This window comes from Pseudomonas sp. KCJK9111 (genome assembly GCF_046231935.1).
GTDB classification, from domain to species: Bacteria; Pseudomonadota; Gammaproteobacteria; order Pseudomonadales; family Pseudomonadaceae; genus Aquipseudomonas; species Aquipseudomonas parafulva_B.
This window is the reverse complement of sequence record NZ_JBJJMO010000059.1, coordinates 1-26,589: the sequence shown is the minus strand read 5'-3', so window position 1 is coordinate 26,589 and position 26,589 is coordinate 1. Positions and strand designations below refer to the sequence as shown.

Below are 26,589 nucleotides of genomic sequence, written 5' to 3'. Positions count from 1 at the left end.
GGTCGACTTGCTTGATGGGCGCGATGGCAAGCTGGTCTGGCGCGGCAGTGCCGAGCAGATCATGAACAACTACCCGCCAAGCCCGCAGGAACGCAACGAGGCTATTCAGAAGACGGTGGCTCAGGTACTGGGCAGCTATCCACCTGGCAGCAAACGCTAGCGGGGGCACGCTCTGCCTGCATCCCGCCTCGTAGCGGGGTGCAGGCACAGGCCCCGCGACAGGCGACGACTGTGACAAAACCCATTCTCCCAACGCCTTTTCCTCGCGGCACACGGCCGTCATGCAGGTTCCGGTCTATCTTGACTAAGGAAACCTGACTGAACGGGTAAGTGTTCATCTACCAGGAAAGGCGACCTGTCGATGCAAAGCATTGTTCTTCTTCTGTGGCTTGCCTTGTGTACCGAACAGGATGTGCGCCAGCGCCAGCTCCCGGACCTGTTGACGCTGGGCGTGGCCGTAGGGGCCCTGCTGTGGCTGTTCGCAACCGGCCACACCTGGCTTGGCGCCGACCCCAGTTCGGCAGGCTGGGGCTTGGCCATCGTCATGCTGCTCACCTTGCCCGGCTACATGCTGGGCCACTTCGGCGCCGATGACGTCAAACTGATGGGCGCGCTGGCATTGGCTACCGGCACCGATCATGTGCTCGGGACCTTCATCGGGGCCGGGGTCGCGCTGTTGATCTGGCTGACCACCCGAAGGCGCTTGTGGACGCTGCTCAACCCCAAGGTGAAAAAACGCCTCCAGGCCTTGACCGAAGCCATGGGCGACAAGCAGGCATTCGTCCCTTACGTGCTGGCCGGCTACCTTCTGACAGCTGTATGGATCCAATGAAGAATCCAGCGGTCCTTAGTCTTGTACACACCTTGTACAACTACGAGAGGTACGGCTACTTTTAATCTGCCAGAGCGTCTAGCCCGGGAGCAGGGCCGTATATTCACAGGGAGTTGATCGTGTCCAAACCTGTAAGTGAAATGAAAGTGCTGGTAGTCGATGATCAGCCGGTCATCGTCGAACAGCTGTGCGAGTTCTTGCAAGCCCAGGGATACAGTTGCGTATCGGCACTCTCCACAGATGAGGCAGTAAAACGCTATGAGGCCGACCCAAACATCGGTCTGATCATCTGCGACCTTCACATGCCAGGACGCGATGGCATCGAGCTGATGCGCGCCCTGAAGCAGATCGACGGTAGCCACCGCATGTTCGAAGCCATCATGCTGACCGGCCGTGCCGAAAAGCAGGACGTCATTCGGGCGCTGCGCGAAGGCTTTGCCGACTACTACCAGAAACCGATGGATCTCGACGATCTGCTCGAAGGGGTACGCCGCCAGGAGCAGGTGCTGCAGGAACGTCAGCGCGGCTTCCACGACCTCAGTGGGCTCAATCAGCGCCTGCAGGATCTGGCAGAGTCCGTCGACGAGTTGTATCAGGACCTGGAAAAAGCCCGCGGACAAGGGGCTCACCGGCGCGCCGGCGACATGGAGGAAGCCGAGGCCGAGCTGCCCTCGGTATTTGAAAAGCTGTCGCCACGTCAATTGGAAGTGGCGCGGCTGGTGGGCAAGGGCAAGACCAATTACCAGATCGCCTGTGAACTGGGTATCACCGAAAACACGGTGAAATTGTACGTGTCCCAGGTGTTGCGCCTGACCCATATGCACAACCGCACGCAACTGGCCTTGGCACTGACACCAGGCTCATCCCCGGTGAATCAACGGTTCACGGCGCACTGACAGGTGCCGGTGCCACGGCACCGGCACCGGCACCGGCACCGGCACCGGCACACCGCCATACTACTCATTGACCTGAAACACCACCCGCGCCGTTTCACCACTTTCGTCCAACGCACTCAACTCGGCCTGCCCTGCCTGCGGCAGGCGCACCATCAGGCTGTCCTGCCCTTGGGTTTCGCCCAGCGGTTGCCCATTGAGGAACCACCAACGCCGCCCACTACCGCCCAGCGCCGATACCGCCACTTGCAGCGGTTCCCCACTGGTGGCGGGGCGACGCAGATGGTCGCCAGAACGAATACCGACGATGGCCAGCGGCGGGGCACTGACCGGGCCTTGCGGTGGGCATGTGGGGTCCATGGCCGGTAGACGGGCAGCCCGCCGTTCAGCCCGAGGCAACCAGGGTTCCAGGGGGGCGGGCCACAGGGCCACCTCGCGCGCCTGGGCGCCTGGGCAATTGCTGTCGACGCGCAAGCCGCGGTCGTTGACCCAGATGTGTTCGCGCAAACCCAGGCCCAGCGGCTGATCGGCCGCCTGCAACGTGGGAGGAACGGTGCCGTCCAGGGTCCAGGCAAAACGCTGGCGTCTGCAATTGCCGTCCTGGCGGCTCATCGCCTGGCCCAGAGGCCAGCAGATCGCCGCCACCCCGACATTGGCAGGCGTTCGCTGCACCGGGGCCTCTAACCCGCGCTGGCTGTCCCGGTTGCTGAGCAGGTCGTGCACTTGCAGCATCAATGGGGCGGCCGAGGCCAGGCCGAACTGCCCGGCCACAGGGGTGCCGTCGGGCCGACCAATCCATACCCCGATCAGGTAGCGAGGGCCGACGCCAATCGACCAGGCGTCTCGAAAGCCGTAGCTGGTGCCGGTTTTCCAGGCCAGCTGGGGACGGCGTACCAGTTCGGCATGCGGGTCGCGGTCGGGCCGAGCCTGGCCGCTGAGAATGCGCCGGATGATCCACGCTGCGCCCGGAGACATGAGCCGGTGCTCCACCAGGGGTGCCTGGGGCTGCAACCGCACCTGGGCGCTTCTACCCTCCCGGGCCAAGGCCGCGTAGCCACCTACCAGGTCTTCCAGGCGGCTACCGGCACCGCCCAGGATCAGCGAAAGATTGGGCTCGGCCAACGGAGGTAGCGTGAGCGGCAAGCCGCCCATGCGCAGTTGTGCGGCGAAGCGTTTCGGGCCGTACGCTTCGAGCAGCTGCACGGCGGGCAAGTTGAGCGACAGGGCCAGTGCCGAACTCGCTGACACCGGCCCACTGAAGCCGCTGGAAAAATTGCCCGGACGGTAGTCACCGTAACGCCGTGGTACGTCCTGCAACAGCGACTCGGAATGAATGAGCCCATCGTCCATCGCCAGGCCGTACAGAAACGGCTTGAGCGTGGAGCCAGGCGAGCGCAATGCCCGCACCATGTCCACGTGCCCGAAACGCCGGGCGTCCGTGAGGTCGACCGAGCCCAGATAAGCGCGTACAGCCATGGTTTGCGCATCGACCACCAGGATGGCGGCAGACGTACGCTCCGGCAGACGCGCGCGCCATCCCAGCAGCAGGTCTTCCAGCCGGCGCTGCAACCCTGCATCCACGGTGGTACGGATCAACGGCGGGCTACCCGGGGTGTTCAGACGGCGGGCCAGCAAAGGCGCCAGTGCCGGCTCCTGACGCGGCGCCAGCACCAGCGGCTCTTCGGCCGCTTCGCGCAGGCGCTGCTCGGGCCACACCTGATACTGCGCCAGCCGTTGCAGCACCTTGTTGCGTGCGCGTTCGGCGCGCTCGGGGTGGCGGTCGGGGCGTAGCCGGCTGGGGGCTTGCGGCAGTACCGCCAGCAGGGCTGCCTCCGACGGCGTCAGATGCAAGGGCGACTTGCCCAGATAAGCCCAGCTGGCAGCGGCAACACCTTGCAAGGTGCCGCCGAACGGCGCGCGGTCCAGGTAGATTTGCAGAATCTCCCGCTTGGACAGGTGCCACTCCAGCTGCAGTGTGCGCCACAGCTGCCGCAACTTGCCCGCCACGGTGCGATCATGGGGATCAAGCAGGCGTGCCACCTGCATCGACAACGTGCTGCCGCCTGACACCACACGCCCTCCCCGCGCGTTCAACCACGCCGCCCTGACCAGGGCCATCGGGTTCACGCCCAGGTGCCGGTAGAACCAGCGGTCCTCGTACGTCAGCAACGCTTGCAGGTACAACGGCGAGACCTGCTCGGGGCTCACCGGATAGCGCCACACCCCGTCGGCATCGGCGAATCGCCACAACGGTGTGCCATCTTCTGCCAGCACGACCCGGGCCAGGTCGTCGGACGGCATGGGCAAAGGCCAGATCCGGTCGGCCAGCCACAGCAGCCCCATCAAGGCCACCACGCCAATCACCAGGGCACGCACTGCTTTGCATGGTCGCGATCGCCACCAGCGGGCTAAGCTTGGCATCGGGAACCGACCTGCCCTGAAAAGGGCCAAAGCACTGGAAACGGCAAGAACGCCGCCATGTTGATCAGGAAGCAACTATGCATGTAGAAGGTTTTTTCGAATGGCTGGGGCAAGCACTGGGATCGCTGATCCGCATCGTCGTCGACGCGCTGAGCGGGTTGTTCAACCTGTTGGCCAATGCCGGCGGCAATTTCGTCGATGGCCTGTCGCGCACCTTGGGCATGGACACCTCGCTGGTCAGCATCCTGGCCCTGATCGTGGGCCTGATGCTGCTGTTTTCGGCGATCCGCGCCTTCATGCGTGCCTCGATCATCCTAGGCATCATCTGGCTGATATTGGGCCTGTGGGTAATGAGCTGGGTGATCCATTGAGTGGTCGTGCGACGAACAGGTGAACGCCCCTGCTCGTCGCACAAGGCCTGCCCCTAGCGAGGCTTGACCGTCATCTCACCCTGCCCTTCCCCCACGGCCTGCAGATTCGGGCGGTACATCGACTCGACCTGCGGCGGTGGTACCCGGTAAGTGCCAGGGATCACCGCTCGCGCTAGGTACAGCAGATGCGTAGTTGCGTAGCTGTCCAGCTTGAGCGCTGCGACGTAACGGTCGTCGCGATACTCCTGGTGAACCACGTTGGCATTTTGCATCGATTCGCGCCATTGCTTCACGGCGCCGCTGGCGTTATCCAGGCTGGCTGCACTTTGCGCAAGGTTCTGGTTTTCGAGCTCCAGGCCCGCAGGCAATAGATCGACCACCAGGGCATCGGGAACGCGCTCATCGGCCTTGAGGGCAAGGTGCACGAGTACCAGGTCGCCGCTGCGCAGGTTCGCCAGGTCCAGCGGCTGGCCCTTCATGCCCAGGTACTCGCGGCGGATTTGCATGCCATTGCTACTGGCAGGCGGCGCCTGACGCGGGTAACCCGACAGGGTCAGCTGCTGGTAGACGGTCTGGCTGCCCTGGTTCTGCACCGTCAGCGGCGATGCCAGCAGTGGCCCTTCCAGCTTCATGCCGGCTTCGGCGTTATTGAAGTCACGCAGCTCACCGGCGCTGTCCAGGCGGGCCTGCCACTTGACTTCCGGCGTGCCCAGCAGGCCACGCCCGGCCAAGAACAAGGCGTTGCGCTCCTGGGTGGACAGCCAGCGATTGGCAGCCATTTCATCGGACAGGGCGAAGAGCCGCTGGTCCACCTGGCCACTGGCAAGTTTGTTCTCCTGCAGCAGTGCCAGGATCAACGCCTGGTCACGCAGGGGGCTGCCGTAATCTGCCATCCAGTTCTTGCTGCGGCTGACGGCGAGCCCTGCCTGCAGGGCCTGGTCGGCACGCGGCTTGTCACCCATCTTGTCCAAGGCCACGGCCAGTTGCACCAACGGCAGACCTGAACGCGCGTCGGCGCGGCGCTCGAACAACCCGCGCAGCGCGCCCAAGGGCGCCTGCTGACTGCGCGACAGCACCAGCGCGGCGTAAGCCTGCACGGCGAAACGGGTGTGATCGGCATCGTCGCTGTAGTCCACGTCGATCAGGTTGCGCTCCTGCAGGTAGCGCAACAACCGCTCGTTGGCTTTCTTCAGCGCCTCGGCGGGTACGCCATAGCCTTGGTCGCGCGCGCGCAGGAGGAAGTCGGTGACATAGGCCGTCAGCCAGTATTCCTCTTCGCTGTCGGCACTCCACAAGCCAAAGCTGCCGTTGTAGCGCTGCATGCCCAACAGGTGCTCGATGCCCATTTCGATCTTGCGCTTGCGCACCTCGGCCGGTTCACCCTCGATGCCGAGCCGCTTGAGGGTATCGGCGTCCGCATACAGCGACGGGTACAGCCCGCTGGTGGTCTGCTCAAGGCACCCATACGGGTAAGCCTTCAGTGCGCGGATCTGTTCGGCGAGGTTGAGCGGGGGTCGGCTCGACAGGGCCAGCGTGCCCTCGAGGCCGGCAGGCTCGAAGGCCGCGAGGTCCGCCTCGGGCAGCGTCCAGGGCTGATCCTTCAAGGCCACGCGGAAGTGCTTGAGCATGGCGGGATAGGCAGGACGCACGCCCAACGTCCATTCGCGCTCGAACGTGGTCGGCGCCTCGCCGGCCAACTGCAGGCCGGTCACCTGCACATGCACCTTGCCCTGCCCCAGGCCACCTTGGGCCTGCACCGGAATCATCAGGGTCGTCCGCTGGCCTTCGGCCAGCGCTACAGACTGCGTGGCATTGCCGGTCAGGCTCACTTGTCCTTCGGTGGTCACCTGCACGGTCAGCTGCTGGGCAGCTCCCGACAAGTTGGCCAGGTCCAGCGCCAGGCGCGTCTGATCGCCGCCTGCCAAAAACCGTGGGGCCGAGAGTTCGGCAATCAGCGGTGCGGCCACCACGGTCTTACCCTCTGCCATGCCGAAGTGATCCTCGGTCCAGGCCTGAGCCATGAGCCGCAGCTCGCCGTTGAAATCAGGGATATCGACCGTGGCCTGCCCTTCTCCCTTGTCGTTCAGGGTCACCGGCAGGCTCTGCTGGGCCACGATGGTGACGGTGGTATTGGGGCGTTTGCCACCCTTGGCCATGGCCGCGTCACCACCGAATGCCAGGCTGGCCAGACGCCCTTGCCCGGCTTCGATCAGTTGCCCGTAAATGTCGAGCTGGTCGGCACCGTAGGCCTTGCGGCCAAACAGGCTTGCGAATGGATCCGGGGTCTTGAAGTCGGTGATATTGAGAATGCCGACGTCCACCGCCGACACCAGCACCCGTACCTGTGCAGGCACGCTGCCGTCGGCGTTTGCCGCCTTGATCTTGACCGTCAGCGGCTGCTTGGGACGCATTTTTTCCGGTGCCTGCAAACTGACTGCCAGCTTGCGATCGGCACGGTCGAGCGGCAGGTGCAACACGCCTACCGCACGCTTGGGCGTGGCATTGGCCTTGCGTTCACCTGGGCGCACCACCAAGGTGCTGAGGTAAAGGTCGTGGCGTGCCCAGGCTTTGTCCAGCGGGATATCGAAGGTCTTGCCTTCTGCAGGTACCTGGATTTCCTGCCACCACAACGGGCCGTCGCTGGACTCGATCATCAAGTAACCACTGCCTGCGGCCGGCGGCGTAACCGTGACCTTGGCCGTTGCACCGTCGGCGTAGGAGGGTTTGTCCAAGGCCAGCTTGACCTGGTCGGGGCGTACAGCTCCGCCTTCGGCATTGTCCTGGGCGCGGTAGCCTGCCCAGAAGCGCTGACTGGACACCAGGCCGGTCTGCGGGTCTTCGACTTCCACGCGATAGGGGCCCCACTCGACCGGGAAGCTCAGCTTGGCCGTGGCGTCGGCCTTGACGCTTACCGTCTCTTCCACTTGGGTCAGGAATTTTTCGTTGTAGGCGTAGCTCCAGCCGTCATCTTGCGAGTAGTTCCAGTAGTAATCGCGTCGCTCGCGGATCAGCCTGACCTTGAGGTCGTCGGCGGCCAGTTTCTTGCCCTCGCGGTTAGCGACCAGAAACTCGAATTCCACCGGGCCTTCACTGTCGGCTTCATCGCCGTCGAACAGGCCACGCAGGCCTGGCAGGCGTTCGGCCGGCCAAACAGGTTGCTCGAGGCGGCGCGTAATGGGCCTGCCGCCGGACTCCTGCAAACTTGCCTGCACGGTCAGTTGCAACGGCGAACGCGCCTCTGCCCAGCGGCTGGAAATATCCAAGACCGCCTTGCCCGCCTGGTCGAGGGTGACTTCATCGAGCTCCAGGTCCTGCTCCAGTTCGCCTTCGGTAACCGACCCGAACTGGTAGCCCGGCAGTGCAGGTACCGCTTCACGCAGCGGGCGCACATAGGCCTGGCCACTCAGGCGATTGCCTGCGGCCGGCGCCCCGTACAGGTAGCGGCCAGTCACCTCGATGCGCGCGTCCTGCTCAGGGGCCAGGGGCTTGCTGCTACCCTTGAGTTCGAGGGCCAGCCGCTCAGGCAGAAAGTCCTCGACCAGGAACTCGTAGACCTGCTTGCGTCCACCGCCCAAATCGAGCAGCAGTTGCCAGCGGCCGGTCGGCGCCTCGGTGGCCAGTTGCAGCTGGTACTGGAACAGACCCTTATCGTCTGCTTCCCAGACGAACTTGCGGCTGACCTGTTCATCCGGCCTGCGTACTTCGACATTCACCGGCTGTGCCTTGACGGGCTTGCCGTCCTGGTCGCGCAGCAGGCCGTTCAACAGCACCGTTTCGCCTGGGCGATACAGGTCGCGCGGGCCGAAGATAAAGAGTTGCAGCGGATTGGCCTGGGGGCCGGTGATGTCGAACTCTGCCAAGTCCAGCGCCGCAGTATTGAGCCGCAGCAAGGTCGTGTGCACGCCTTGGGTGGCGATGAGGGTATCGGCCTTGGGCGTGATCGGCAGTTCAGCATGACCTTTTCCATCAGTGCTGGCCTGGGCCAGGAGCTTGCCTTTCTTGTCGTGGAGCTCGATGTTCACGCCATCCATCGCCTTGCCCCCTTCCAGGGCCTGGGCGAATACATCGATGCGATCACGGTAGCGATGGGCCGATACGCCAATGTCGCTCAAGGTGAACAGGGTCGCTGGCTGGGAGTAATCGTAGGTTCCCGAGGCGCGCATTACGGCCAGGTACACACCGGGCTCCTGCAGCGGCTTGATACCGGCAATGGGCAACAGCACGGTTTCGCGTGTGTTGCGTGCAGGGTTGAGGTCGAAGCGGCCACTGTAGACCAGTTCAGCCATGCTCAGCGTGTCTTTGGACTGGTAGTACTCCAGGCTGCTGCTGCGCCCCCAGTTGGCCATGAACGAGGAAATCATGTCGGGTTTGACGCGGAAGAACTCCACATCCACCTTGTTCACATTCAATGCGATGACCGGCAGGCCCTCTGCCAGCCGCGTCGGCAGTAGCGAGCCCCGGCTGGCGAAGCCAACGGTGGGTTGCATGTCGCGGGTTTCAAGGCGAGTGATCGACTCTTGCTGCAAGGCCTTGCCGTTGACGGCCAGCAGCCCCTTGTCCACGGTCAGCACCAGCTTGCGCTGCGGTTCCAGGTGACGCAGGCGCAGCTCCATCTGGCTGGCGGACAGTTCCCAGGCGCCGTCCAGCTTGCCCTTGACCGTGTCCACCAGGTGGACCTTGTTGGTGAAGTCCTGGTCGGCATCCAGCGGGGCCGAGAAGCTGACCGACAGTGTGGCCGCGCCATCGAGCTGTACTTCCGACACATCCAGTACCGTCAGCTCACGGCCCTCGTAGCGCTTGGCAAGCACGGCAGGATCTTCGCGCTGCGGCGTCTTGGCGGCGGCGCTGGCGCTGGCGGTTGGCTTCTGGGCAGGCGCTGGGGCGTCAGGCGTTGAGGAGTCACAGCCGCTGAGCAAGGCCAGCGCGCAGGCCAGCAACAATCCTTTGTTGAACATGGAGTAGACACTCGAAGGCAGGGTGTAGATGAAGGCAGCAACTATAGCGCAAGGCCAGGTGCTACACCCAGCGTTGTGCGCCAGATGAGACCTTGGTCGCACGCAATGGTTGCCTGGCCGTTACACTGTCGCCCTTGGCTTGCATTTGCCGCCCGGCGGGCGCCCCGATCAAGCGCTTGCAGTCCTCGTTTTCGCTGGAATGAACATGCCCCGATTCTTCGCCGACTGGCACCACCGCCCCACCCACCTCAAGGTGTGGGGGCTGGCCGCGCCCATGATCCTGTCCAATGTCTCGGTGCCACTGGTGGCGCTGGTCGACAGCACCGTCATTGGCCACCTGCCCCATGCCCATCAGCTGGGCGCAGTGGCCGTGGGCGCTACGCTGTTCACCTTCATGGTCGGCTTGATGGGCTTCTTGCGCATGGGCTCGACAGGCTTCGCCGCCCAGGCCGCGGGCCGAGGCGATGGCGCCGCCCTGCGCCAGGTGTTGGTTCAGGGCCTGTTGCTGGCAGTGGGCTTCGCATTGCTCATCGGCCTGCTGGCCCTGCCCTTCAGCCAGTTGGCCCTGCATGCCATGCAGCCCAGCGCGGCCCTGGGGCAAGCCACACAAGCCTTCTTCCACACCCGGTTGCTGGGCCTGCCGGCGGCACTGGCCAGTTACGCCTTGGTCGGGTGGTTTCTGGGGACCCAGAATGCCCGGGCGCCCTTGGCGATCCTGCTGACCACCAACCTGCTCAACATCGTGCTGAACCTGTGGTTCGTGCTCGGCCTGAACTGGGGCGTCCTGGGCTCGGCACGCGCGTCGGTGATTGCCGAATGGTGCGCGGCCCTGCTGGGCCTGGCGCTTACCCGCCCGGCCCTGCGCGCCTATCCGGGGCACATCGCCTGGGCAGCACTCAGACGCTGGCAGGCCTGGCGCCCGCTGTTGGCAGTGAACCGCGACATCTTTTTGCGCAGCCTTGCCTTGCAGCTGGTTTTCCTGCTGATCGCCGTACAGGGCGCACGCCTGGGCGAGGCGACGGTAGCGGCCAATGCACTGCTGCTCAACGGCCTGTTGCTGACGGCCTATGCCCTCGATGGCCTGGCCCATGCGGTCGAGGCGCTGTGCGGTCATGCCATTGGTGCTCGGGACCGCGGCACCCTGCGCCGTGCGCTGGTGGTAGCCGGTGGATGGTCGCTGATTGCAAGTTCGGTCTTTGCCGTTCTGTTCTGGGTGGGGGGACACCTGTTCATCGATCTGCAAACCGATATCGACAGTGTCAGGGCGGCGGCTTATCCGTACTTGCCCTATTTGGCGTGCCTGCCGTTGATCGCCGTGTGGAGCTATTTGCTCGATGGGCTGTTCATCGGGGCCACACGCGCCCGGGAAATGCGCAATGCCATGCTGGCATCGCTCGCCATTGCATTGCCGTTGGCCTTTGCCCTGAGCGGGCTAGGCAACCATGGGCTGTGGTTGGCGTTTCTCGGCTTCATGGGCGTGCGCGCCATGACGTTGGCCTGGGTGGGGTGGCGCCTGCAAGCCAAGGACGCCTGGGTGGCGTGAGATGACTGGCATGGGCCAGCGAGCAACCCAAGGCGGTGCTCACCGCCGCCACGCTGCGAAGGCGTGACGGCGATGAGACCCCTCAGGGGCTGAGGCTTCTCAGGACGAGAGGTAGGACGAACGGGTCAAGCCCAGGCGCAGCGCATCGAGGTACTGCGTACGCTCGCGCGCGGTGATCTTGGCGCTTGCCACCTTGTCGCGGTAGTGAGTCATCAGTTCCTCGGGAGACAGGTGCACGTAGCGCAGCATGTCCTCGATGGTGTCGTGGGTCTCGATACCGGCGTGATACACGCTGCCATCGGCATTCTGGTAGATGTTCACCGAGTCGGTGTCACCGAACAGGTTGTGCATGTCGCCCAGGATCTCCTGGTAGGCCCCGACCAGGAACACGCCCAGCAGGTAGTCCTCGCCCTCGTTCAGGGCATGCACCGGCATGCTGGTCTCGATGCTCTGCTCATCGACATACTGGTTGATCTTGCCGTCGGAGTCGCAGGTCAGGTCTTGCAACACGGCGCGCCGCAGGGGCTCTTCGTCCAGGCGGTGCAGCGGGATGATCGGCAGCACCTGGCCGATGGCCCAGGTATCGGGCAGGCTCTGGAACACCGAGAAGTTGCAGATGTACTTGTCCGCCAGCTTGTCGTTCAGCTCATCGAGTACCTGGCGGTGCGAGCGCTGGCGAGCCTTGAGCGAGTTGTACAGGCGACGGCACACCGCGTAGTAGCACTGCTCGGCCAGGGCTTTCTCGGCCAGGCTGATCTTGCCGTCAGCGTACTGGGCGGCCACATCGCCCATGTAGTGGGTGGCGCGCCAGTAGGTTTCGGTCACCATCTCGATGTCGGTGGGCCCCAGCAGATCGGCCAGCCACTGCACGGTTTCCGGCAGCGCGTCCTTGTTCTCGATGGTCGGCACCTGGTCGTTGTGGCGCTCTACATCAGTGACCTGGATGACCAGCATGGCATGGTGAGCCGTCAGCGAACGGCCGCTCTCCGAGAAGATGTGCGGGTGCGGCAGGCCCTGCGCGTCGCAGAACTCCTTGAGCATGCCCACCACCACGCCGGCATAGTCATCCATGTCGTAGTTGATCGAGCTGGCGTTGCGCGAGTGGGTGCCGTCGTAGTCCACCCCCAGGCCGCCGCCCACATCAATGTGATCCACCGGCAAGCCCAGGGCGCGCAATTCGCCGTAATAGCGGATGGCTTCCTTGAAACCGTGCTGGTAGTCCGCCAAGTTGGCGATCTGCGAGCCCATGTGGAAGTGCAGCAGGCGGATACCCTGGTCAAGGCCGGCATCGCGGAAACGCTGCACCACGGAAATCAGCTGCGCGGCAGAAAGCCCGAACTTGGACTTCTCGCCCCCGGTGTCAGCCCATTTGCTCGATGCCAGCGACGACAGGCGCACGCGCAGGCCCACTTGCGGCTTGACCTTCAGGTCGGCCGCTTCCTCGATCACCAAGGCCACTTCGGACTCTTTCTCGATGACGATGAAGACGTTGTGGCCCAGCTTCTGCCCCATCAGCGCCAGGCGGATGAACTCACGGTCCTTGTAACCGTTGCAGACGATGGTGCCGCCCTTGGGGGCCAAGGCCAGTACCGCCAGCAATTCGGGTTTGGAGCCGGCTTCAAGCCCAATGGACACGTTCTGGGTGGCGATGATGTTTTCGACCACCGCCTCCTGCTGGTTGACCTTGATTGGGTAGAGCGCGGTGTATTGGCTCTGGTATTCCAGGCGCGCAATGTTGGCGTCGAAGGCGCCGGTCAACTGGCGCACGCGGTCCTGCAGAATGTCGGGAAAGCGTACCAGCAAAGGCAGCGACAGGCCGCTCTGGCGCAGCTGGTCGACCTGCTCGTACAGGTCGATCGGCGAGCTGTCCGGGCCGTTGGGGCGCACTTCGACGCGCCCGGCTTCATTGATGGCGAAATACCCTGCGCCCCAATGGCGGATGCCATAAACACTGCGGCTGTCGGCCACGGTCCATTGGCTACCATCGTCTTTGCGTGTGCGTCGTACGGACATTCAAGTCCCCTATAAATTGAGTCAAGACACTGCTGGGCAAACCGGGAAGGCAGTGTAGAAGCCAAAAATGACGGTTCGTCCGTGCTCTGGGGTAGACCCTGGTCACTGCGACGAGTTTAGAAAGCGCATGACGAAAACCTGCCGAGCGACTCAGCCGCCCGACTTTTTCGCCTTGAAGCCCTGCTTGATCAGCTCGTCGATCAGCAATTGCACATGATCGCCCTGGATCTCGATGACGCCGTCCTTGAGCGCGCCACCGGTACCACAGCGGCGCTTGAGGGTGGCAGCCAGCTCCTTGAGCTGATCGGGCGGCAACGGCACACCCGTGACAGTGGTCACGGTCTTGCCGCCACGACCTTTGCTCTCGCGGCGCACACGGGCGATGCCATCACCCTCGGGGATGACCTGCTGCTTGCAGGTACAGGCATCCACGGGCTGGCCACAGTCAGGGCAATGACGACCGGCATCGGTCGAATAAACAAGACCGCCGAGGGCGGAGAGAGAAGAAGCTTTCTTGGCCACTTTTGTGCCTCGGTGCTGAGGACAAAAACTGGTCGTACCTGCACATGAGGCCGACCGCGAAGCCCCACTCTGGCAGGGGCGGCGCTACTGCCGCAACACGTGCGGCAGCCCGAAAAGGCCGCGCAGTGTAACGATAAACGGTGCAGTTGCTAAGTACCGGATTGCGCCATTTTGCGAATGTTTTGCGACCCTACGTGCAAGGGTTAGACAAGGCGGTTCCTGTAGCGCATCAACGCGGCCATCGAGTCGGGGCAATAAGGCCTGAGCCGACTGTCCTCCAGCGCTTGGTCCACACCGATGAACCGTGCCTCGATAACTTCCTCAGGCTGCAGCCGCAGCGGCGCATCGGACACTGCCGAGTACAAGGCGCACCACAGGCGATTGCCAGGCTGATCGAAGAAGAAACGCTCGTGAAAGCGCAAGGGCACGTCGGCTATGCCCAGTTCCTCGGCCAGTTCGCGCGCGGCCGATTCGGCGTAGGTTTCACCGGCGGCCACCATGCCGCCGGCGGCAACGTCCCAATAGCCGGGATATAGCGCCTTGCTCAGGGTACGCCGGTGCACGCACAGTTCACCGGCACCATTGAATAGCAGAATGAACGTGCAGCGCCCGATCAGCCCGCGCTCGCGCAACTGTGCCCTGGGCAATGCGCCGAGCACTTGGTCGTGCTCGTCTACCCAGGTGACCCGCTCCCGGTCCGAAGCCGCCCGGTGAGCGGCTTCATCAGGGCTGAAGGTCATGTCAGCCCTGCGACAGCAGCTGGCGCAGGTCGATGACCGCCGCGTTGGCGCGGGAGATGTAGTTGGCCATGACCAGCGAATGGTTGGCCCACATGCCGAAACCACTGCCGTTGAGCACCATCGGGCTCCACAGGGGCTCTTGCGAGGCCTCCAGTTCCCGGATGATCTGACGCACACTCACGGTGGCGTTCTTCTTGGCCAGCACGTCGGCGAAATCGACTTCGATCGCACGCAGCAGATGCGACAGTGCCCAGGCCTGGCCACGGGCTTCGTAGAACACGTCGTCGATCTGCAGCCATGGGGTTTCCACGACTTCCTCGTCCACCTGCGGCGCCTGGCCAGCCACCACGGACTCGGTCTTGAGCGTGGTGTTGAGCTTCACGCGGCCTACACTGGCCGAGAGGCGTTGCGACAGCGAGCCCAGGCGGGTAGCGACGTCGCCCAACCAGTTGTTCAGGTTGTCTGCGCGGGTATAGAAGATCGCGCCCTTGTCACCCGAAGCCAGGCGAGCCTGGTAGCGCGTCAGCGACTTGATACCTTCTTCGAATTCCGATTCGCTGGACGGCAGGATCCAGCTCTTGTAATCGAAGTTGAAGCGCGGCTCGGCCTTGGCCAGGTCGGCATCTTCGGTCGATTGCGATTGGGAGCGCGCAAAGTCCTTGCGCAGCGCGCGGGAAAGGTCACGCACCTGGACCAGTACGCCGTACTCCCAGTTGGGCATGTTGTCCATCCACAAGCCTGGCGGGAGACGGTCGTTGGCGATGTAGCCACCTGGCTTGTTCAACAAGGTGCTCGCCACGGTCTTGAGCGTTTCGACGGTGGTGTAGCCCACCACCATCTGCTGGCCGTTACGCTCGGCTGCGCTTTGCGCGTTCTGCTGGACGGGGAACAATTCGGGCTCCTGGCTCCAGTACCAGGACAGGCCGATACACACCAGCAGGTAGAGCCCGACCAGGGCCAACAGGGTGCGGCCCCAGAGGCCACCAAAATAGCTACGGGCGGCAGCGCCGCGGCCGTCGACACGCTCGCGGGGCTCGGCTTTGGCCTCGCGGTTTTTCCAGTCCAGCATGGCTATATCCTTGATCAGTCACGACGGTTCAGGGGCTTTGACCACAGGCCTACGCCAGGGTGCCACGGCAAGCCCGCCTGACAGCACTATAAAGCAGACACCGCCTTACGCATAAGCGACCCCTTGGTCGGTAACTGAATAGTCATTCAGCCCACTTTGTTGAAAGGGGGCACGCCTACGCAGCTCAAGAGCTGCTAGCATAGAGCCATCACTGCCCCTGCATACCCCTAACGACAAGTAGCCAGGACATGAGCCAAGCAGTTGAGCCGAGCCCGCAGTGCCCCCCTGAGCATCTTGTGCGTAGCGGCCTGCGCAAGGACGACCCACGCGACCAGTTGCTGCTGGCGCCCCAGCGCAGGCCGGTCTATATCCTCTTGCAGGACCACGACCGCGCCGAACGCCTGGCCCAGCAACTGGAGTTCTTCGGCCTGGGCGTACAGGCCTTGCCCACTGCCGATGCCTTTCGCGCATCGGTGGGCGAATGCCCGCCTTCGGCGGTCATCATGGACGTCGACTTCAATGGGGTCGGCCAGGGCCTGGCGTTGGCGGCCGAAGTCCAGGCGCGGCAGGCCAAACCTCTGCCGCTGCTGTTCTTCAGCCACCACGAAACCGACACCCCCACGCGCTTGGCCGCCGTGCGGGCCGGCGGGCGCGATTTCCTCACCGGCACACTGGAGGCTTCCAGCCTGCTGGAGAAGGTCGAGCGCCTGACCGATGCCGCGCCGTACGATCCCCTGCGCGTACTGATCATCGATGACTCACGCACCCAGGCCCTGTTCACGGAACGGGTGTTGGCAGGCGCCGGGATGATCACTCGCAGCCTGACCGACCCGATCGCCACCATGGCCGAGCTGGCTGATTTCCAGCCTGACCTGATCATCCTCGACCTGTACATGCCGGCGTGCACCGGCCCTGAACTGGCCAAGGTGATTCGCCACAACGACCGCTACGTCAGCGTGCCGATCATCTACCTGTCAGCCGAGGATGACCTGGACAAGCAGCTCGAGGCCATGAGCGAAGGCGGCGATGATTTTCTGACCAAGCCGTTTCGCTCGCGCCACCTGATCACCACCGTGCGCAACCGCGCTGCCCGCGCTCGGCATCTGAAGGCGCGCATGGTCCGCGACAGCCTGACCGGGTTGTACAACCACACGCATATTCTGCAGTTGCTCGAGGACTGCAGCTTCCGTGCCCGCCGCGAACAGCAGCCGCTGAGTTTTGCCATGCTCGACATCGACCGGTTCAAGAAAATCAACGACCGCCACGGCCACCCCATGGGCGACCGGGTGATCAAGAGCCTGGCGCTGTTTCTCAAACAGCGCCTGCGCAAGACCGACTTCATTGGCCGCTACGGCGGCGAAGAGTTCGCCATCGTCATGCCCAATACCGCCCTGGAGGCGGCGTACAAGGTGCTCGATGACATCCGCGGGCGTTTTGCCGAAATCCTCTACCCGGCCCAACCCCATGACCTGCGCTGTACATTCAGTGCAGGCGTCGTGCAACTCGATGACGGGCTCGATGCCCTGACCATGGCCAGCGCGGCCGACGAGGCGCTATACCGGGCCAAGCATGCAGGACGTAATTGCGTGGTGCGTGTGGAGCCCTGACGGGGTGGGCAAAGAATAAAGGCACTTTGCCATTTAAGTGCGTGCCGCCGTCATCATCGCGTCACACGAACGCAATAACTTCAGGCCCCTGACTCTTCCCTTCCCCGCAGGAAGCACGCGGCTATGCGCCTGAAATGGCTGACCAATTTGAATACATTGTTGCTGGTGACGGTGTGCATCGCCCTGGGCGTTACGCTGTGGTGGTCGCAGCGGGCGCTGGAGCGTCCCTACCAGATGATGGAACGCTACCTGACCCTGTCGCGCCATTTTCAGACTGAGGCTGCCCAGAACATTCAGGCTTATCTTGGTAGCGGCGATGCCGTGCGCCATGCGGCGGCACTGCAGGCCACGGAGCAACTGCAAGCTTCGCTGGCCGACTGGCCCGAGGCGCTGGCCAGCCAACTGCGCCCCAGCCTGGACCACCTCCAGGCCTTCAGCGCGGGCGAGTTGCTGGCAGCCGGGAAGCTGGCCGGTGACCCCCAGGCGCTGTTGCTGCAAGCCGAACGCGAGCTGGGGGCCAACCTGGAGCAACTGACCACCTATGCGCGCGACAGCACCAACCCCGACGCTGGGCGCTACCTGCTGCCGCTTGTCGAGGCAGCTCTGCACCTGAGCAGGCTGGGCCTGGCGCGGGAGAAGCTAGTGGGCAGCGGCCGGCCCGAACTGGCAACCGAGCTGGAGCGCGAGCTGCAACTGATCCAGGCCCAGGCGCAGATCATCGAAGGCTTGCCGCTGCTGGGCGTGACCCGTACTGCCGAATCGGGCGCGGATGACTTTGCCGCGCTGATGGGTTTGCAGAACGATACCCGTGTCCAGCAGGAAGACGTCGCCGTAGCCCTCAAGCGCGAGTTGCAAAGCCTGGTTGGGCGCTACCCGGCCGAGCTGCAACGTACCCGTGCCCAGATCGCCCAGCGCGCCGCCCTGGCGACTCGCGCCACGCAACAGCTGGAGGCAGTGCGCCAGGCCATCGCGGCCCTGGAGCCACAAGTGCGCAGCCTGCATGGCACCATCGCGGGGGAAGTGCGCATCCTGCAAGGGGCGATGATCGTGATGATCCTGCTGATCGCCCTGCTCATCGACGCCCTGCAACGTCGCCTTGCACGCACCCTCACCGGCTTGGTACCTGCGCTGTCGCGCTGGGCCGAGGGCGATTTTACCCAGCCTGTCGAAATGGGCAGGACCAACCGCGAGTTGCACGACATCCAGGCTTCGCTCAATCGCCTGCGCCAGTACCTGGTCGAACTGGTAGGCGCCTTGCGGCACAATGCCGCGCAAGTGGCCGGCAGCAGTCATGCGCTGGCCGACATGAGTGCTGCCTTGCACGATGGCGCACAACGACAGGCCGGGGATACCGGGCAGATTCGCGACGCGCTTGGGGAACTGGAAGCGACCATCCAGCAGGTGGCTGGCGACGCCAGCGCTGCGGCCCTGGCCAGTCGTGACGCAGGCCGGGCGGTGGAACAGGGCCAGGCTGTGATCGGGCAAAGCCTGTCGGGTCTACGCACGCTGGTCGACGAGGTGCAAGGCAACGCCCGCATGATCGAGCAACTGGCAGAGGAATCGGCCACGATCGGTGGCGTGCTGACGGTGATCCGGTCCATTGCGGAACAGACTAACCTGCTGGCACTCAATGCCGCCATCGAAGCCGCCCGCGCTGGCGAGATGGGTCGCGGGTTCGCCGTGGTGGCCGACGAAGTCCGCACCCTGGCCCAGCGCACCACCGGCGCCACTGGGGAAATCCAGACCCTGATCGACAGGTTGCAGCAGGCAGCCAAGGGCGCCGTGGACGGTACGCGGGTACAACTGGAGCATGCCGAGGCCACTGCCAACCAGGCCCAGACTGCCGATGGCGCATTGGACGAAATCGTGTGTGCGATCCGTACTATCGCCGACACTGCCCTGCGCATTGCCGAAGTGACGGCGCAACAAAGTGATGCGGTCAGCGAGATTCGTGACCACAGCGAGCGGATTCATCAGCTGGGTGGCGATAACCTGCAACGCATCGGTGAGGGGCGTGAGCAAGGCGATCACCTGCTCAGCCTGGGCAGCGCGCTGAACCAGGCGGTGGGGGGGTTCAGGGTCTGAACCGACCGCCCGCCCTGGCTCCACGAAATAGCCTTAGACCATCACCGGCAAGGCGGGCGGGCCCACACATGGTTCCCTGAGCGCCAACTCCGTTATGATGCGCGGCACGTTCGATCTTGCGAGTTCACCATGCGCCGCCTGTTTTTCCTGTTGTGCCTACTGCTGGCCAGCCCGGTGTTCGCCACGGGGCTGCTGGACAATCGCCCCAGCGCTACCCTCGGGGCCTCCTCACTGGCCGGCAACGCCGATTTCCTCCCGGTGCACGAAGCCTTCAAGCTGAGCCTGATCCAGGCCGACGCCCATGCCATCAAGCTGCGCCTGGTGGCCACCGACGGCTACTACCTGTACCGCCACCGCTTCGTGTTCCGCACCGAGCCCGCCGACATCGCACTGGGCACGCCGGTCATCCCGAAGGGCGAGGCCAAACATGACGAGTTCTTCGGCGATGTGGAGGTGTATCACGGCATCGTCGACATTGAATTGCCACGCAATGACCCCAGGGCCTTCACCTTGCAGGTGGGTTACCAGGGCTGCGCTGACAAAGGCTTGTGCTATCCACCTGAAACCGAACGCCTGAGCATTGAAGGTGAAGGTGCGCCGAGCAGCCAGGCCGCACACGCTTGGGAGTGGAAAGCGCTATTGCTGTTCTTCATCGCCGGCGTGGGCCTGACGTTCACGCCGTGCGTGCTGCCCATGCTGCCCATTCTTTCGGGGGTGGTATTACGCGGCCAGGCAAGTGGGCTGCGTGGGCTGTCGTTGTCACTGGCCTATGTGCTGTCCATGGCCGCCAGCTTTGCCGCCCTTGGGGCCTTGATGGGCCTGTTCGGCGCAGGCCTCAACCTGCAGGCGCGCCTGCAGTCGGCCTGGGTGCTGTTGCCTTTCGCGCTGTTCTTCGTGGCTTTCGCCCTGGCCATGTTCGGCTTGTTCGAACTCAAGCTGCCCCAGGCCCTGAGCAATCGCCTGGACGGGGTCGCCAATCGCACCCAAGGCGGCTCGCTGGTGGGCGCAGCGGCCCTGGGCGTGTTGTCCAGCCTGTTGGTTTCACCCTGCGTTTCGGCGCCGCTGGCGGGTGCGTTGCTGTATATCAGCGCCAGTGGAGACGCCTTGGGCGGTGCGCTCAAACTGTTCGCGCTGGGCCTGGGCATGGGTGCCCCGCTGCTGCTGGTCGCCACCGGTGGCGCCGCCTGGTTGCCGAAAAGCGGCCCATGGCTCAACAGCGTGAAGAACGCCATCGGCGTCCTGTTGCTGGGGCTGGCCATCGGTTTGCTCAGCAGGGTCTTGCCAGGGCCTGTCACCCTGGGGCTGATCGGTTTGCTCGCTGCCGGGGTGGCCGTGTTCCTGGGGACCCTGGAGTTCGTCGTGAAGACGCCTCGCCAACGCCTGGCCCAACTGCTTGGCCTGGCACTGCTGGTCTACGCCCTGGCCTGCTGGTATGGCGCCCTCAGCGGCCAGGGTGATCCGCTGCGACCGTTGCCCCCTACAGGAGGGAGCACGGCTGGCCAGGCTGCGTCCCCTGCCCAGGCGTGGCGAACACTGACCACCGCCGAGGCGCTCGATGCTGCACTGGCCGATGCCAAGGCCGCAGGCCAGCCAGTGCTGCTGGACTGGTACGCAGACTGGTGCATCAGTTGCAAAGTCATTGAGCACGAGGTGTTGAATGCCCCCCAGGTAATGCCGCAACTGGTGGGTTTCAAACTGTTGCGCCTGGATGTGACGCGCAGCGATGCGGCCCAGCGTGCCCTGCTGGACCGCTATCGATTGTTCGGCCCGCCAGCATTGATGTTCTTTGCCGCCAACGGCAGCGAACTGACCGCTGATCGGGTGATTGGCGAGATAAATGCCGAGAACTTTGCGTCTATTTTGTCCCGCGTTCGCGGCCAGGCAGGCCTGTAACGGCCCGCTGGCATGGGAACATGTCGGCGATCAGTGACCGGATCCTGCTATCTGGTCACATACTTCGCGCGAATCTCGCTCATCGTGCTGGCTATTGCCGGGAACTGGACACTTGCCGTCGCTTTAGGCACACTCGCCGCGCTGTGTCGAATTGCCCTACAAATCCAAGGAACTCGCAGATGGCAACGCTACTGGTGCTTCACGGCCCCAATCTGAACCTGCTCGGTACGCGCGAGCCCGGCCATTACGGCGCCGTGACCCTGGCCCAGATCAACCAGGACCTGGAGCAACGTGCTCGCGCCGCGGGCCACCATTTGCAGTATTTGCAGAGCAACGCCGAATACGAGTTGATCGATCGTATTCATGCGGCACGCAACGAGGGTGTGGATTTCATCCTGATCAATCCGGCTGCATTCACCCACACAAGCGTTGCATTACGTGACGCATTGCTTGCGGTGAGCATCCCATTCATCGAAGTGCACCTGTCCAACGTGCACAAACGCGAACCGTTCCGTCATCACTCCTACTTTTCCGATGTAGCCGTAGGGGTGATCTGTGGTCTGGGCGCCAGCGGTTATCGCCTGGCCCTGGAGTCCGCGCTGGAACAGCTGGCTGCCAACGCACAGCCCAAATGATGAAAGCCCTGGCCTCGGTGGCCAGGGTCAAGAGAAGCGTGTCGACACGCTTTAACAATTTCGCCCCCTGACCGAACCTTTGGGAGTTGATGATTAATGGATATCCGTAAAGTCAAGAAACTGATCGAGCTGCTGGAAGAGTCTGGCATCGACGAGCTGGAGATCAAGGAAGGCGAAGAGTCGGTTCGCATCAGCCGTCACAGCAAGACCCCAGCTGCCCAGCAGTTCTACGCACCTGCCCCGATGGCTGCGCCTGCCGCTGCCCCGGTCGCCGCTGCCGCACCTGCTGTCGAAGCTGCCGCCGCGGCACCGGCCCTCAAGGGCACCGTCATCCGCTCGCCAATGGTAGGCACCTTCTACCGCAAGCCTTCGCCGACCTCGCCGAACTTCGCTGAAGTGGGCCAGAGCGTGAAGAAAGGCGACACCCTGTGCATCGTCGAAGCCATGAAGATGATGAACCACATCGAAGCCGATGTCGGCGGTGTCATCGACGCCATTCTGGTAGAAGACGGCCAGCCGGTTGAGTTCGACCAGCCGCTGTTCACCATCGTTTGAATCGCGGAGAGCCAACGATGTCTGGGAAGCTCGAAAAAGTCCTGATCGCCAACCGCGGGGAAATTGCCCTGCGGATCCTGCGTGCCTGCAAAGAGCTGGGTATCAAGACCGTCGCCGTGCACTCCACCGCCGACCGTGAACTGATGCACCTGGGCCTGGCAGACGAGTCGGTCTGCATCGGTCCTGCATCGTCCAAGGATTCGTACCTGCACATCCCGGCGATCATCGCCGCTGCCGAAGTCACCGGCGCGACCGCGATTCACCCCGGTTACGGCTTCCTGGCGGAAAACGCCGATTTTGCCGAGCAGGTCGAGAAGTCCGGCTTTGCCTTCATCGGCCCCAAGGCCGACACCATTCGCCTGATGGGCGACAAGGTCTCGGCCAAGGACGCGATGATCAAGTCGGGCGTACCGACCGTGCCGGGCTCCGACGGCCCGCTGCCGGAAGACGAAGAAGTCGCGTTGGCCATCGCCCGCGACGTCGGCTACCCGGTGATCATCAAGGCCGCCGGTGGCGGTGGTGGTCGCGGCATGCGTGTGGTGCACAAGGAAGAGGATTTGATCGCCTCGGCCAAGCTCACCCGTACCGAAGCCGGTGCAGCCTTCGGCAACCCGATGGTGTACCTGGAGAAGTTCCTGACCAACCCACGTCACGTGGAAGTACAGGTCTTGTCCGACGGCCAGGGCAATGCAATCCACCTCGGTGACCGCGATTGCTCCCTGCAACGCCGCCACCAGAAGGTGCTGGAAGAGGCCCCGGCCCCAGGCATCGACGAGAAAGCACGCCAGGAAGTATTCAAGCGCTGCGTAGACGCGTGCATCGAGATCGGCTACCGCGGTGCGGGGACGTTCGAGTTCCTGTACGAAGATGGCCGCTTCTACTTCATCGAGATGAACACCCGTGTGCAGGTTGAGCACCCGGTGTCGGAGATGGTCACAGGCATCGACATCGTCAAGGAGATGCTGAGCATCGCCGCTGGCAACAAGCTGTCGTTCCGTCAGGAGGACGTGGTGGTCCACGGCCATTCGCTGGAATGCCGTATCAACGCCGAAGACCCGAAGAAGTTCATCCCGAGCCCTGGCAAGGTGAAGCACTTCCACGCACCGGGCGGCAACGGCGTGCGTGTCGATTCGCACCTGTACAGCGGTTATTCGGTTCCGCCGAACTATGACTCGCTGATCGGCAAGCTGATCACCTGGGGCAAGGACCGTGACGAAGCCATGGCCCGCATGCGCAATGCCCTGGACGAGATCGTCGTCGATGGCATCAAGACCAACATCCCGCTGCACCGTGATCTGGTGCGTGATGAAGGCTTCTGCAAAGGCGGCGTCAACATTCACTACCTCGAGCACAAACTGGCCAACCAGGACTGATCGCGTAGTGTGAAGTACAAGAACCCCGGACTGGCTCCGGGGTTTTTTATTGCCTGTTTGGCTTCATTAACGGCTGATATGGCCCTTCCGGGTGCTTGTGACCAGGTCCGACCTGGCAGAGCAATCTGCGCCCCCCCGTGACCCTCCCTGACTTGCGTGAATTAATGATCTGGCTTGCCGCAAAGAGCAAGCATTGATGCCGCTTGAGTATGGAGCTTGCCCTTAAACGAAACTTCCTACTAAGAATTAGGAATTGCCCGGCAAGACGGAAAAAACATCTTCGAATATAAAATTGAGCGAATTGAAGCAACTCGATTAGTACCTGATTACTGCGGAGTTAAAACGGCAGGCTAGTCAGTACTGCTTGGGGAAAGAACGAATCGCGATCCCGTTTGGCAGGCTGCCTTGAAGAATCACCTGAGCAAAGCCTGCCACTTGCCCAGCGCCTTCAAACACACCTGCACCGTTTAATTCGCCAGAGGCCCTCATGTTGGATCTGAAGATGCTGATGGAAATCACTCGGCAGAACCGCGAAGCCTTGCAAGACCCTTTATCCATAGGGCCCGCCGTCTCATGCACCCGCACTTTCACCGTTCTGCCATTACGCTACGCCGCCGTGGGCGGTAACCCCCACCAGCGTCAGCAACTCCCTACCCTGCCTGAACACCTGCGCCACCCACATCGCACCGCCGCGCTGCATCAGGCGGACTATGCCATTCGCCCGCTGCGTGAAGGTTTTCTGTATGTCATGGAAAAGCGCAGGCTCAGTGGGCAATACAGCCTTCACCCTCCCTATCGAATCGCCGCGAACGGCGCCCTGTCGCTCTACGACCCTGAACATCCAGAGCCAGAACCGCCTGGCGTCTCCACATTCCAGGATATCGTGCGCGCTATGACCTGGGCTTTCACGGTTCATGATCTCGACGACTTGCTCGAGCTTCGCCTGTTCTACAGTCCCGATCCGTTGACCATCGCGGCGCAGCGGCAGTTACTGCGTCGACGCGACCTGCTGCCTGCCGTGGACATAGCGCCCTTCGCCAGCCCCAGCTGCCCCGTGCCCAGGCCCTACACGATACGTCATGACCAGTTGAACCTTGTCGCCGACTTTGCCGCGGAATCCAACGAGGTGTTGTGCACGCTGTTGGACGCTCAGGTCTTCAGTACACCAAGCATCAGCTCGCTGGCGGCGGCCCGGCAAGCCTTGGGTCCCTTGGGCAGTAAACCTGAAGCACGGGGCGTTGCGGTGGTGGTGGAGGATGCCATCGGCATTACCCAGGAACTCAATGCCTGGCGCAATGCAGGCATGGAGCACCTCAAGCACTGGCTGGAAGCCAGCACTGAGAGCGGTGGCCCCAGTAACGAGCGCAAGGTGTTGGTTGCGCAAACATTCACCGAACTGCATCAGCAATTCACGGAGCGAAAGGTTGCCGCAATGGTTGATCGCCGCAGAGAGGCGATGCGCGGCTATCTCGGGAGCGACGAGGCGGTTCCACGGTACATGGCCGAGTGGTGGGCAACAGCTAAAGAGCACATTCTGGACAGCGCCGCTGAACTTGAAAGACAGAAGCTCGAAACGCGCGCGAAAAACGGAGAATTTGCCAAGCAATTCGAAGAGCGCTATCTGTCACTCGTTAACCTAGAAGGTATGTATCAGCACCTTGATATGTTTGAGGCGCAGAGCGCCGAAGCACAACGTCTCGCCGAGTCCAGAGCGGCAGATCACCTCGCATGGTTGAAGTCGCCCGCGCTGGTAGGCGCACTTGCCCACTACGACGAAAACGACCCTGCCAATGGCCTGTGCTTTGCGCACCAGACAGGGCTGTGCGTAGCCGGCCTCGAAGGCGTGCCAGCTGGCGCAGCGCTGCTTGCCCAATGGTGGCGCGCCGACGCTGTCACCCCCGACAACCTGGCGCTGCGCTCGTTTGTCCATAATCAGCGCGAGATCGCAGAGGTGCTTGCGCAGACACGCACAGCGCTGGACGCACTGGCACCGGGCAGCGACCCCTTTCTTCAACTGGAGGCAGCCCTCAAACAAGCCAAAGAGCTCGCCGCACACTTCAGCCGGCTGGACAGCCACCTGGACCAGCTCACGCAACACAGCCCCACCAACACTGCTGGCGCGCTGGCCTGGCTCGGGCAGCTTGGGCGACAGAGCTTGTCAGTGGGTGCACCCGGCAGCACTGATCGGTTGCTGTACCGACGCCTGAGCACCTACCTCATTGCCTCACTGGGTAAGCAGGCGGTGGAACTGCGCTTGAGTGAGCAGGCGCTGGACGGTAAAACGCCCTCGCCTGGTCGCGTCGCGGCTCCCATCGTGCGCCGGCTTGATCGAGCTTATGCCGAGAAGTTGCGCGGGGTGCACGGGAATCAGTTCTATCGCTTGCGGGTCGCCAGCGGTTTGCTGCTGTTGGAGGCCGGGCTGCTGTTGTTACAAGGCAGGCGGGATGACAAGGACCGACGCTTCTGGAGCGAAGTGACTGCGGCCGCGTTTACCAGTGCGGCTGCGGGGATGGAGCTGCTTGCAGTGGGCACTGAACTGACACTCAGGGGTGTTGGTGGGAACAGCGTCACTGCGCGGGGCGCGCAAGTTAGCCTGGGACGGTATCGGTTGTGGGCGGCTGGTTTGGCGGCGGTGGGGGGAATTATAAGCATTAGGTGGGACTATTCCGATGCCCTTGATGCACAAGCTAAATCTGAACAGTTATTAGTAGCAGCTTATGGCGCCAGGATAGGCGCTACTCTTGCCTTACTCACGGGACAAGGAGGGATAGCGTTTTCCCAGGCTAGTGCGCTTCTAAGTTGGCTATCCATCAGCGTCAAAAGCACATACACAAGTAGCTTAAGCACTACGCTGTCAGTATTATCCGCACGACTGGCTGTGAACAATGCTGCCATGCTTTGGCTTAGTCGCCTGAGCTGGTTCGGAGGCACCATCGTGCTCATTAGCAGTACTGTCTTACTTATTATCGACAAAGACGCCCTTGAAAAATGGTGCAACAAATGCTGCTTCCGCATTCAACTATCTGACAAAGGTTATGCCGAAGACTTAGAAGAACTCAAGGACCTGTTTAGCGCAATCTGG

The 26,589-nt window shown here is 63.0% G+C and carries 18 protein-coding genes; 12 read left to right on the top strand and 6 right to left on the bottom strand.

The window, feature by feature from the left end:
* The 3 genes from ACK59L_RS17480 to ACK59L_RS17470 all read left to right on the top strand — a co-directional run.
* Positions 1-160 (top strand): DUF4136 domain-containing protein (locus ACK59L_RS17480; RefSeq protein ID WP_409275011.1); only part of this gene is annotated, 160 nt, incomplete at its 5' end.
* A 201-nt stretch (positions 161-361) separates the two neighbouring features.
* Positions 362-832, top strand: a complete 471-nt coding sequence (locus tag ACK59L_RS17475; RefSeq protein ID WP_058605282.1) for an A24 family peptidase — start codon at positions 362-364, stop codon at positions 830-832.
* A 140-nt stretch (positions 833-972) separates the two neighbouring features.
* Positions 973-1,728: a response regulator gene (locus ACK59L_RS17470; RefSeq protein ID WP_409275009.1), complete on the top strand. Its 756-nt coding sequence runs from the start codon at positions 973-975 to the stop codon at positions 1,726-1,728.
* A 60-nt stretch (positions 1,729-1,788) separates the two neighbouring features.
* Here ACK59L_RS17470 and pbpC read toward each other — a convergent pair whose 3' ends face one another.
* On the bottom strand, positions 1,789-4,146 hold the full coding sequence (gene pbpC, locus ACK59L_RS17465; RefSeq protein ID WP_392527628.1) for a peptidoglycan glycosyltransferase PbpC: 2,358 nt from the start codon (positions 4,144-4,146) through the stop codon (positions 1,789-1,791).
* 77 nt (positions 4,147-4,223) lie between these two features.
* On the opposite strand from pbpC, the gene ACK59L_RS17460 reads away from it, so the two are divergent.
* The gene (locus tag ACK59L_RS17460; RefSeq protein WP_409275006.1) at positions 4,224-4,517 is read left to right on the top strand and encodes a hypothetical protein; all 294 of its coding nucleotides are present in this window, start codon (positions 4,224-4,226) and stop codon (positions 4,515-4,517) included.
* 53 nt (positions 4,518-4,570) lie between these two features.
* On the opposite strand, the gene ACK59L_RS17455 is transcribed toward ACK59L_RS17460, so the two are convergent.
* Positions 4,571-9,472 carry an alpha-2-macroglobulin family protein gene (locus tag ACK59L_RS17455; protein ID WP_409275005.1) on the bottom strand — a complete coding sequence of 1,634 codons (4,902 nt, stop codon included), beginning with the start codon at positions 9,470-9,472 and terminating at the stop codon, positions 4,571-4,573.
* A gap of 205 nt (positions 9,473-9,677) precedes the next feature.
* On the opposite strand from ACK59L_RS17455, the gene ACK59L_RS17450 reads away from it, so the two are divergent.
* Complete coding sequence (locus tag ACK59L_RS17450; RefSeq protein ID WP_409275003.1) at positions 9,678-11,015, top strand: MATE family efflux transporter; 1,338 nt, start codon at positions 9,678-9,680, stop codon at positions 11,013-11,015.
* Between the two features lie 99 nt (positions 11,016-11,114).
* Here the strand turns inward: ACK59L_RS17450 and speA are convergent, their stop codons facing one another.
* The 4 genes from speA to ACK59L_RS17430 form a co-directional block, all read right to left on the bottom strand.
* Positions 11,115-13,028, bottom strand: coding sequence for an arginine decarboxylase (gene speA / locus ACK59L_RS17445; protein ID WP_023535169.1), 1,914 nt, complete (start codon positions 13,026-13,028; stop codon positions 11,115-11,117).
* A gap of 150 nt (positions 13,029-13,178) precedes the next feature.
* On the bottom strand, positions 13,179-13,550 hold the full coding sequence (locus ACK59L_RS17440; RefSeq protein ID WP_058605288.1) for a translation initiation factor Sui1: 372 nt from the start codon (positions 13,548-13,550) through the stop codon (positions 13,179-13,181).
* Between the two features lie 203 nt (positions 13,551-13,753).
* Positions 13,754-14,290 carry an NUDIX hydrolase gene (locus ACK59L_RS17435; protein ID WP_409275000.1) on the bottom strand — a complete coding sequence of 179 codons (537 nt, stop codon included), beginning with the start codon at positions 14,288-14,290 and terminating at the stop codon, positions 13,754-13,756.
* A 1-nt stretch (position 14,291) separates the two neighbouring features.
* Positions 14,292-15,359, bottom strand: coding sequence for a DUF2333 family protein (locus tag ACK59L_RS17430; protein WP_144965494.1), 1,068 nt, complete (start codon positions 15,357-15,359; stop codon positions 14,292-14,294).
* A 248-nt stretch (positions 15,360-15,607) separates the two neighbouring features.
* Between ACK59L_RS17430 and ACK59L_RS17425 the strand changes: the two genes are divergently transcribed.
* The 7 genes from ACK59L_RS17425 to ACK59L_RS17395 all read left to right on the top strand — a co-directional run.
* Positions 15,608-16,966: a diguanylate cyclase gene (locus ACK59L_RS17425; RefSeq protein WP_078479170.1), complete on the top strand. Its 1,359-nt coding sequence runs from the start codon at positions 15,608-15,610 to the stop codon at positions 16,964-16,966.
* Between the two features lie 123 nt (positions 16,967-17,089).
* Positions 17,090-19,051 carry a methyl-accepting chemotaxis protein gene (locus ACK59L_RS17420; protein WP_409274998.1) on the top strand — a complete coding sequence of 654 codons (1,962 nt, stop codon included), beginning with the start codon at positions 17,090-17,092 and terminating at the stop codon, positions 19,049-19,051.
* Positions 19,052-19,180: 129 nt separating this feature from the next.
* Positions 19,181-20,944: a protein-disulfide reductase DsbD gene (locus ACK59L_RS17415; protein ID WP_409274996.1), complete on the top strand. Its 1,764-nt coding sequence runs from the start codon at positions 19,181-19,183 to the stop codon at positions 20,942-20,944.
* 179 nt (positions 20,945-21,123) lie between these two features.
* Entirely contained in the window at positions 21,124-21,579 is a 456-nt protein-coding gene (gene aroQ, locus ACK59L_RS17410; protein ID WP_003255330.1) for a type II 3-dehydroquinate dehydratase, read from the top strand.
* Between the two features lie 96 nt (positions 21,580-21,675).
* Positions 21,676-22,134, top strand: coding sequence for an acetyl-CoA carboxylase biotin carboxyl carrier protein (gene accB, locus ACK59L_RS17405; protein ID WP_023535179.1), 459 nt, complete (start codon positions 21,676-21,678; stop codon positions 22,132-22,134).
* Between the two features lie 17 nt (positions 22,135-22,151).
* Complete coding sequence (gene accC, locus ACK59L_RS17400; protein ID WP_027915162.1) at positions 22,152-23,507, top strand: acetyl-CoA carboxylase biotin carboxylase subunit; 1,356 nt, start codon at positions 22,152-22,154, stop codon at positions 23,505-23,507.
* Between the two features lie 487 nt (positions 23,508-23,994).
* Positions 23,995-26,589 (top strand): T6SS effector BTH_I2691 family protein (locus ACK59L_RS17395; protein ID WP_409274993.1); only part of this gene is annotated, 2,595 nt, incomplete at its 3' end.

Bases quoted from the DNA above. Each gene is read 5' to 3' on its own strand.
- ACK59L_RS17475 (WP_058605282.1), top strand. From the start codon at position 362: ATGCAAAGCATTGTTCTTCTTCTGTGGCTTGCCTTGTGTACCGAACAG.
- ACK59L_RS17470 (WP_409275009.1), top strand. From the start codon at position 973: ATGAAAGTGCTGGTAGTCGATGATCAGCCGGTCATCGTCGAACAGCTG.
- pbpC (WP_392527628.1), bottom strand. From the start codon at position 4,146: ATGCCAAGCTTAGCCCGCTGGTGGCGATCGCGACCATGCAAAGCAGTG.
- ACK59L_RS17460 (WP_409275006.1), top strand. From the start codon at position 4,224: ATGCATGTAGAAGGTTTTTTCGAATGGCTGGGGCAAGCACTGGGATCG.
- ACK59L_RS17455 (WP_409275005.1), bottom strand. From the start codon at position 9,472: ATGTTCAACAAAGGATTGTTGCTGGCCTGCGCGCTGGCCTTGCTCAGC.
- ACK59L_RS17450 (WP_409275003.1), top strand. From the start codon at position 9,678: ATGCCCCGATTCTTCGCCGACTGGCACCACCGCCCCACCCACCTCAAG.
- speA (WP_023535169.1), bottom strand. From the start codon at position 13,028: ATGTCCGTACGACGCACACGCAAAGACGATGGTAGCCAATGGACCGTG.
- ACK59L_RS17435 (WP_409275000.1), bottom strand. From the start codon at position 14,290: ATGACCTTCAGCCCTGATGAAGCCGCTCACCGGGCGGCTTCGGACCGG.
- ACK59L_RS17430 (WP_144965494.1), bottom strand. From the start codon at position 15,359: ATGCTGGACTGGAAAAACCGCGAGGCCAAAGCCGAGCCCCGCGAGCGT.
- ACK59L_RS17425 (WP_078479170.1), top strand. From the start codon at position 15,608: ATGAGCCAAGCAGTTGAGCCGAGCCCGCAGTGCCCCCCTGAGCATCTT.
- ACK59L_RS17420 (WP_409274998.1), top strand. From the start codon at position 17,090: ATGCGCCTGAAATGGCTGACCAATTTGAATACATTGTTGCTGGTGACG.
- ACK59L_RS17415 (WP_409274996.1), top strand. From the start codon at position 19,181: ATGCGCCGCCTGTTTTTCCTGTTGTGCCTACTGCTGGCCAGCCCGGTG.
- aroQ (WP_003255330.1), top strand. From the start codon at position 21,124: ATGGCAACGCTACTGGTGCTTCACGGCCCCAATCTGAACCTGCTCGGT.
- accB (WP_023535179.1), top strand. From the start codon at position 21,676: ATGGATATCCGTAAAGTCAAGAAACTGATCGAGCTGCTGGAAGAGTCT.
- accC (WP_027915162.1), top strand. From the start codon at position 22,152: ATGTCTGGGAAGCTCGAAAAAGTCCTGATCGCCAACCGCGGGGAAATT.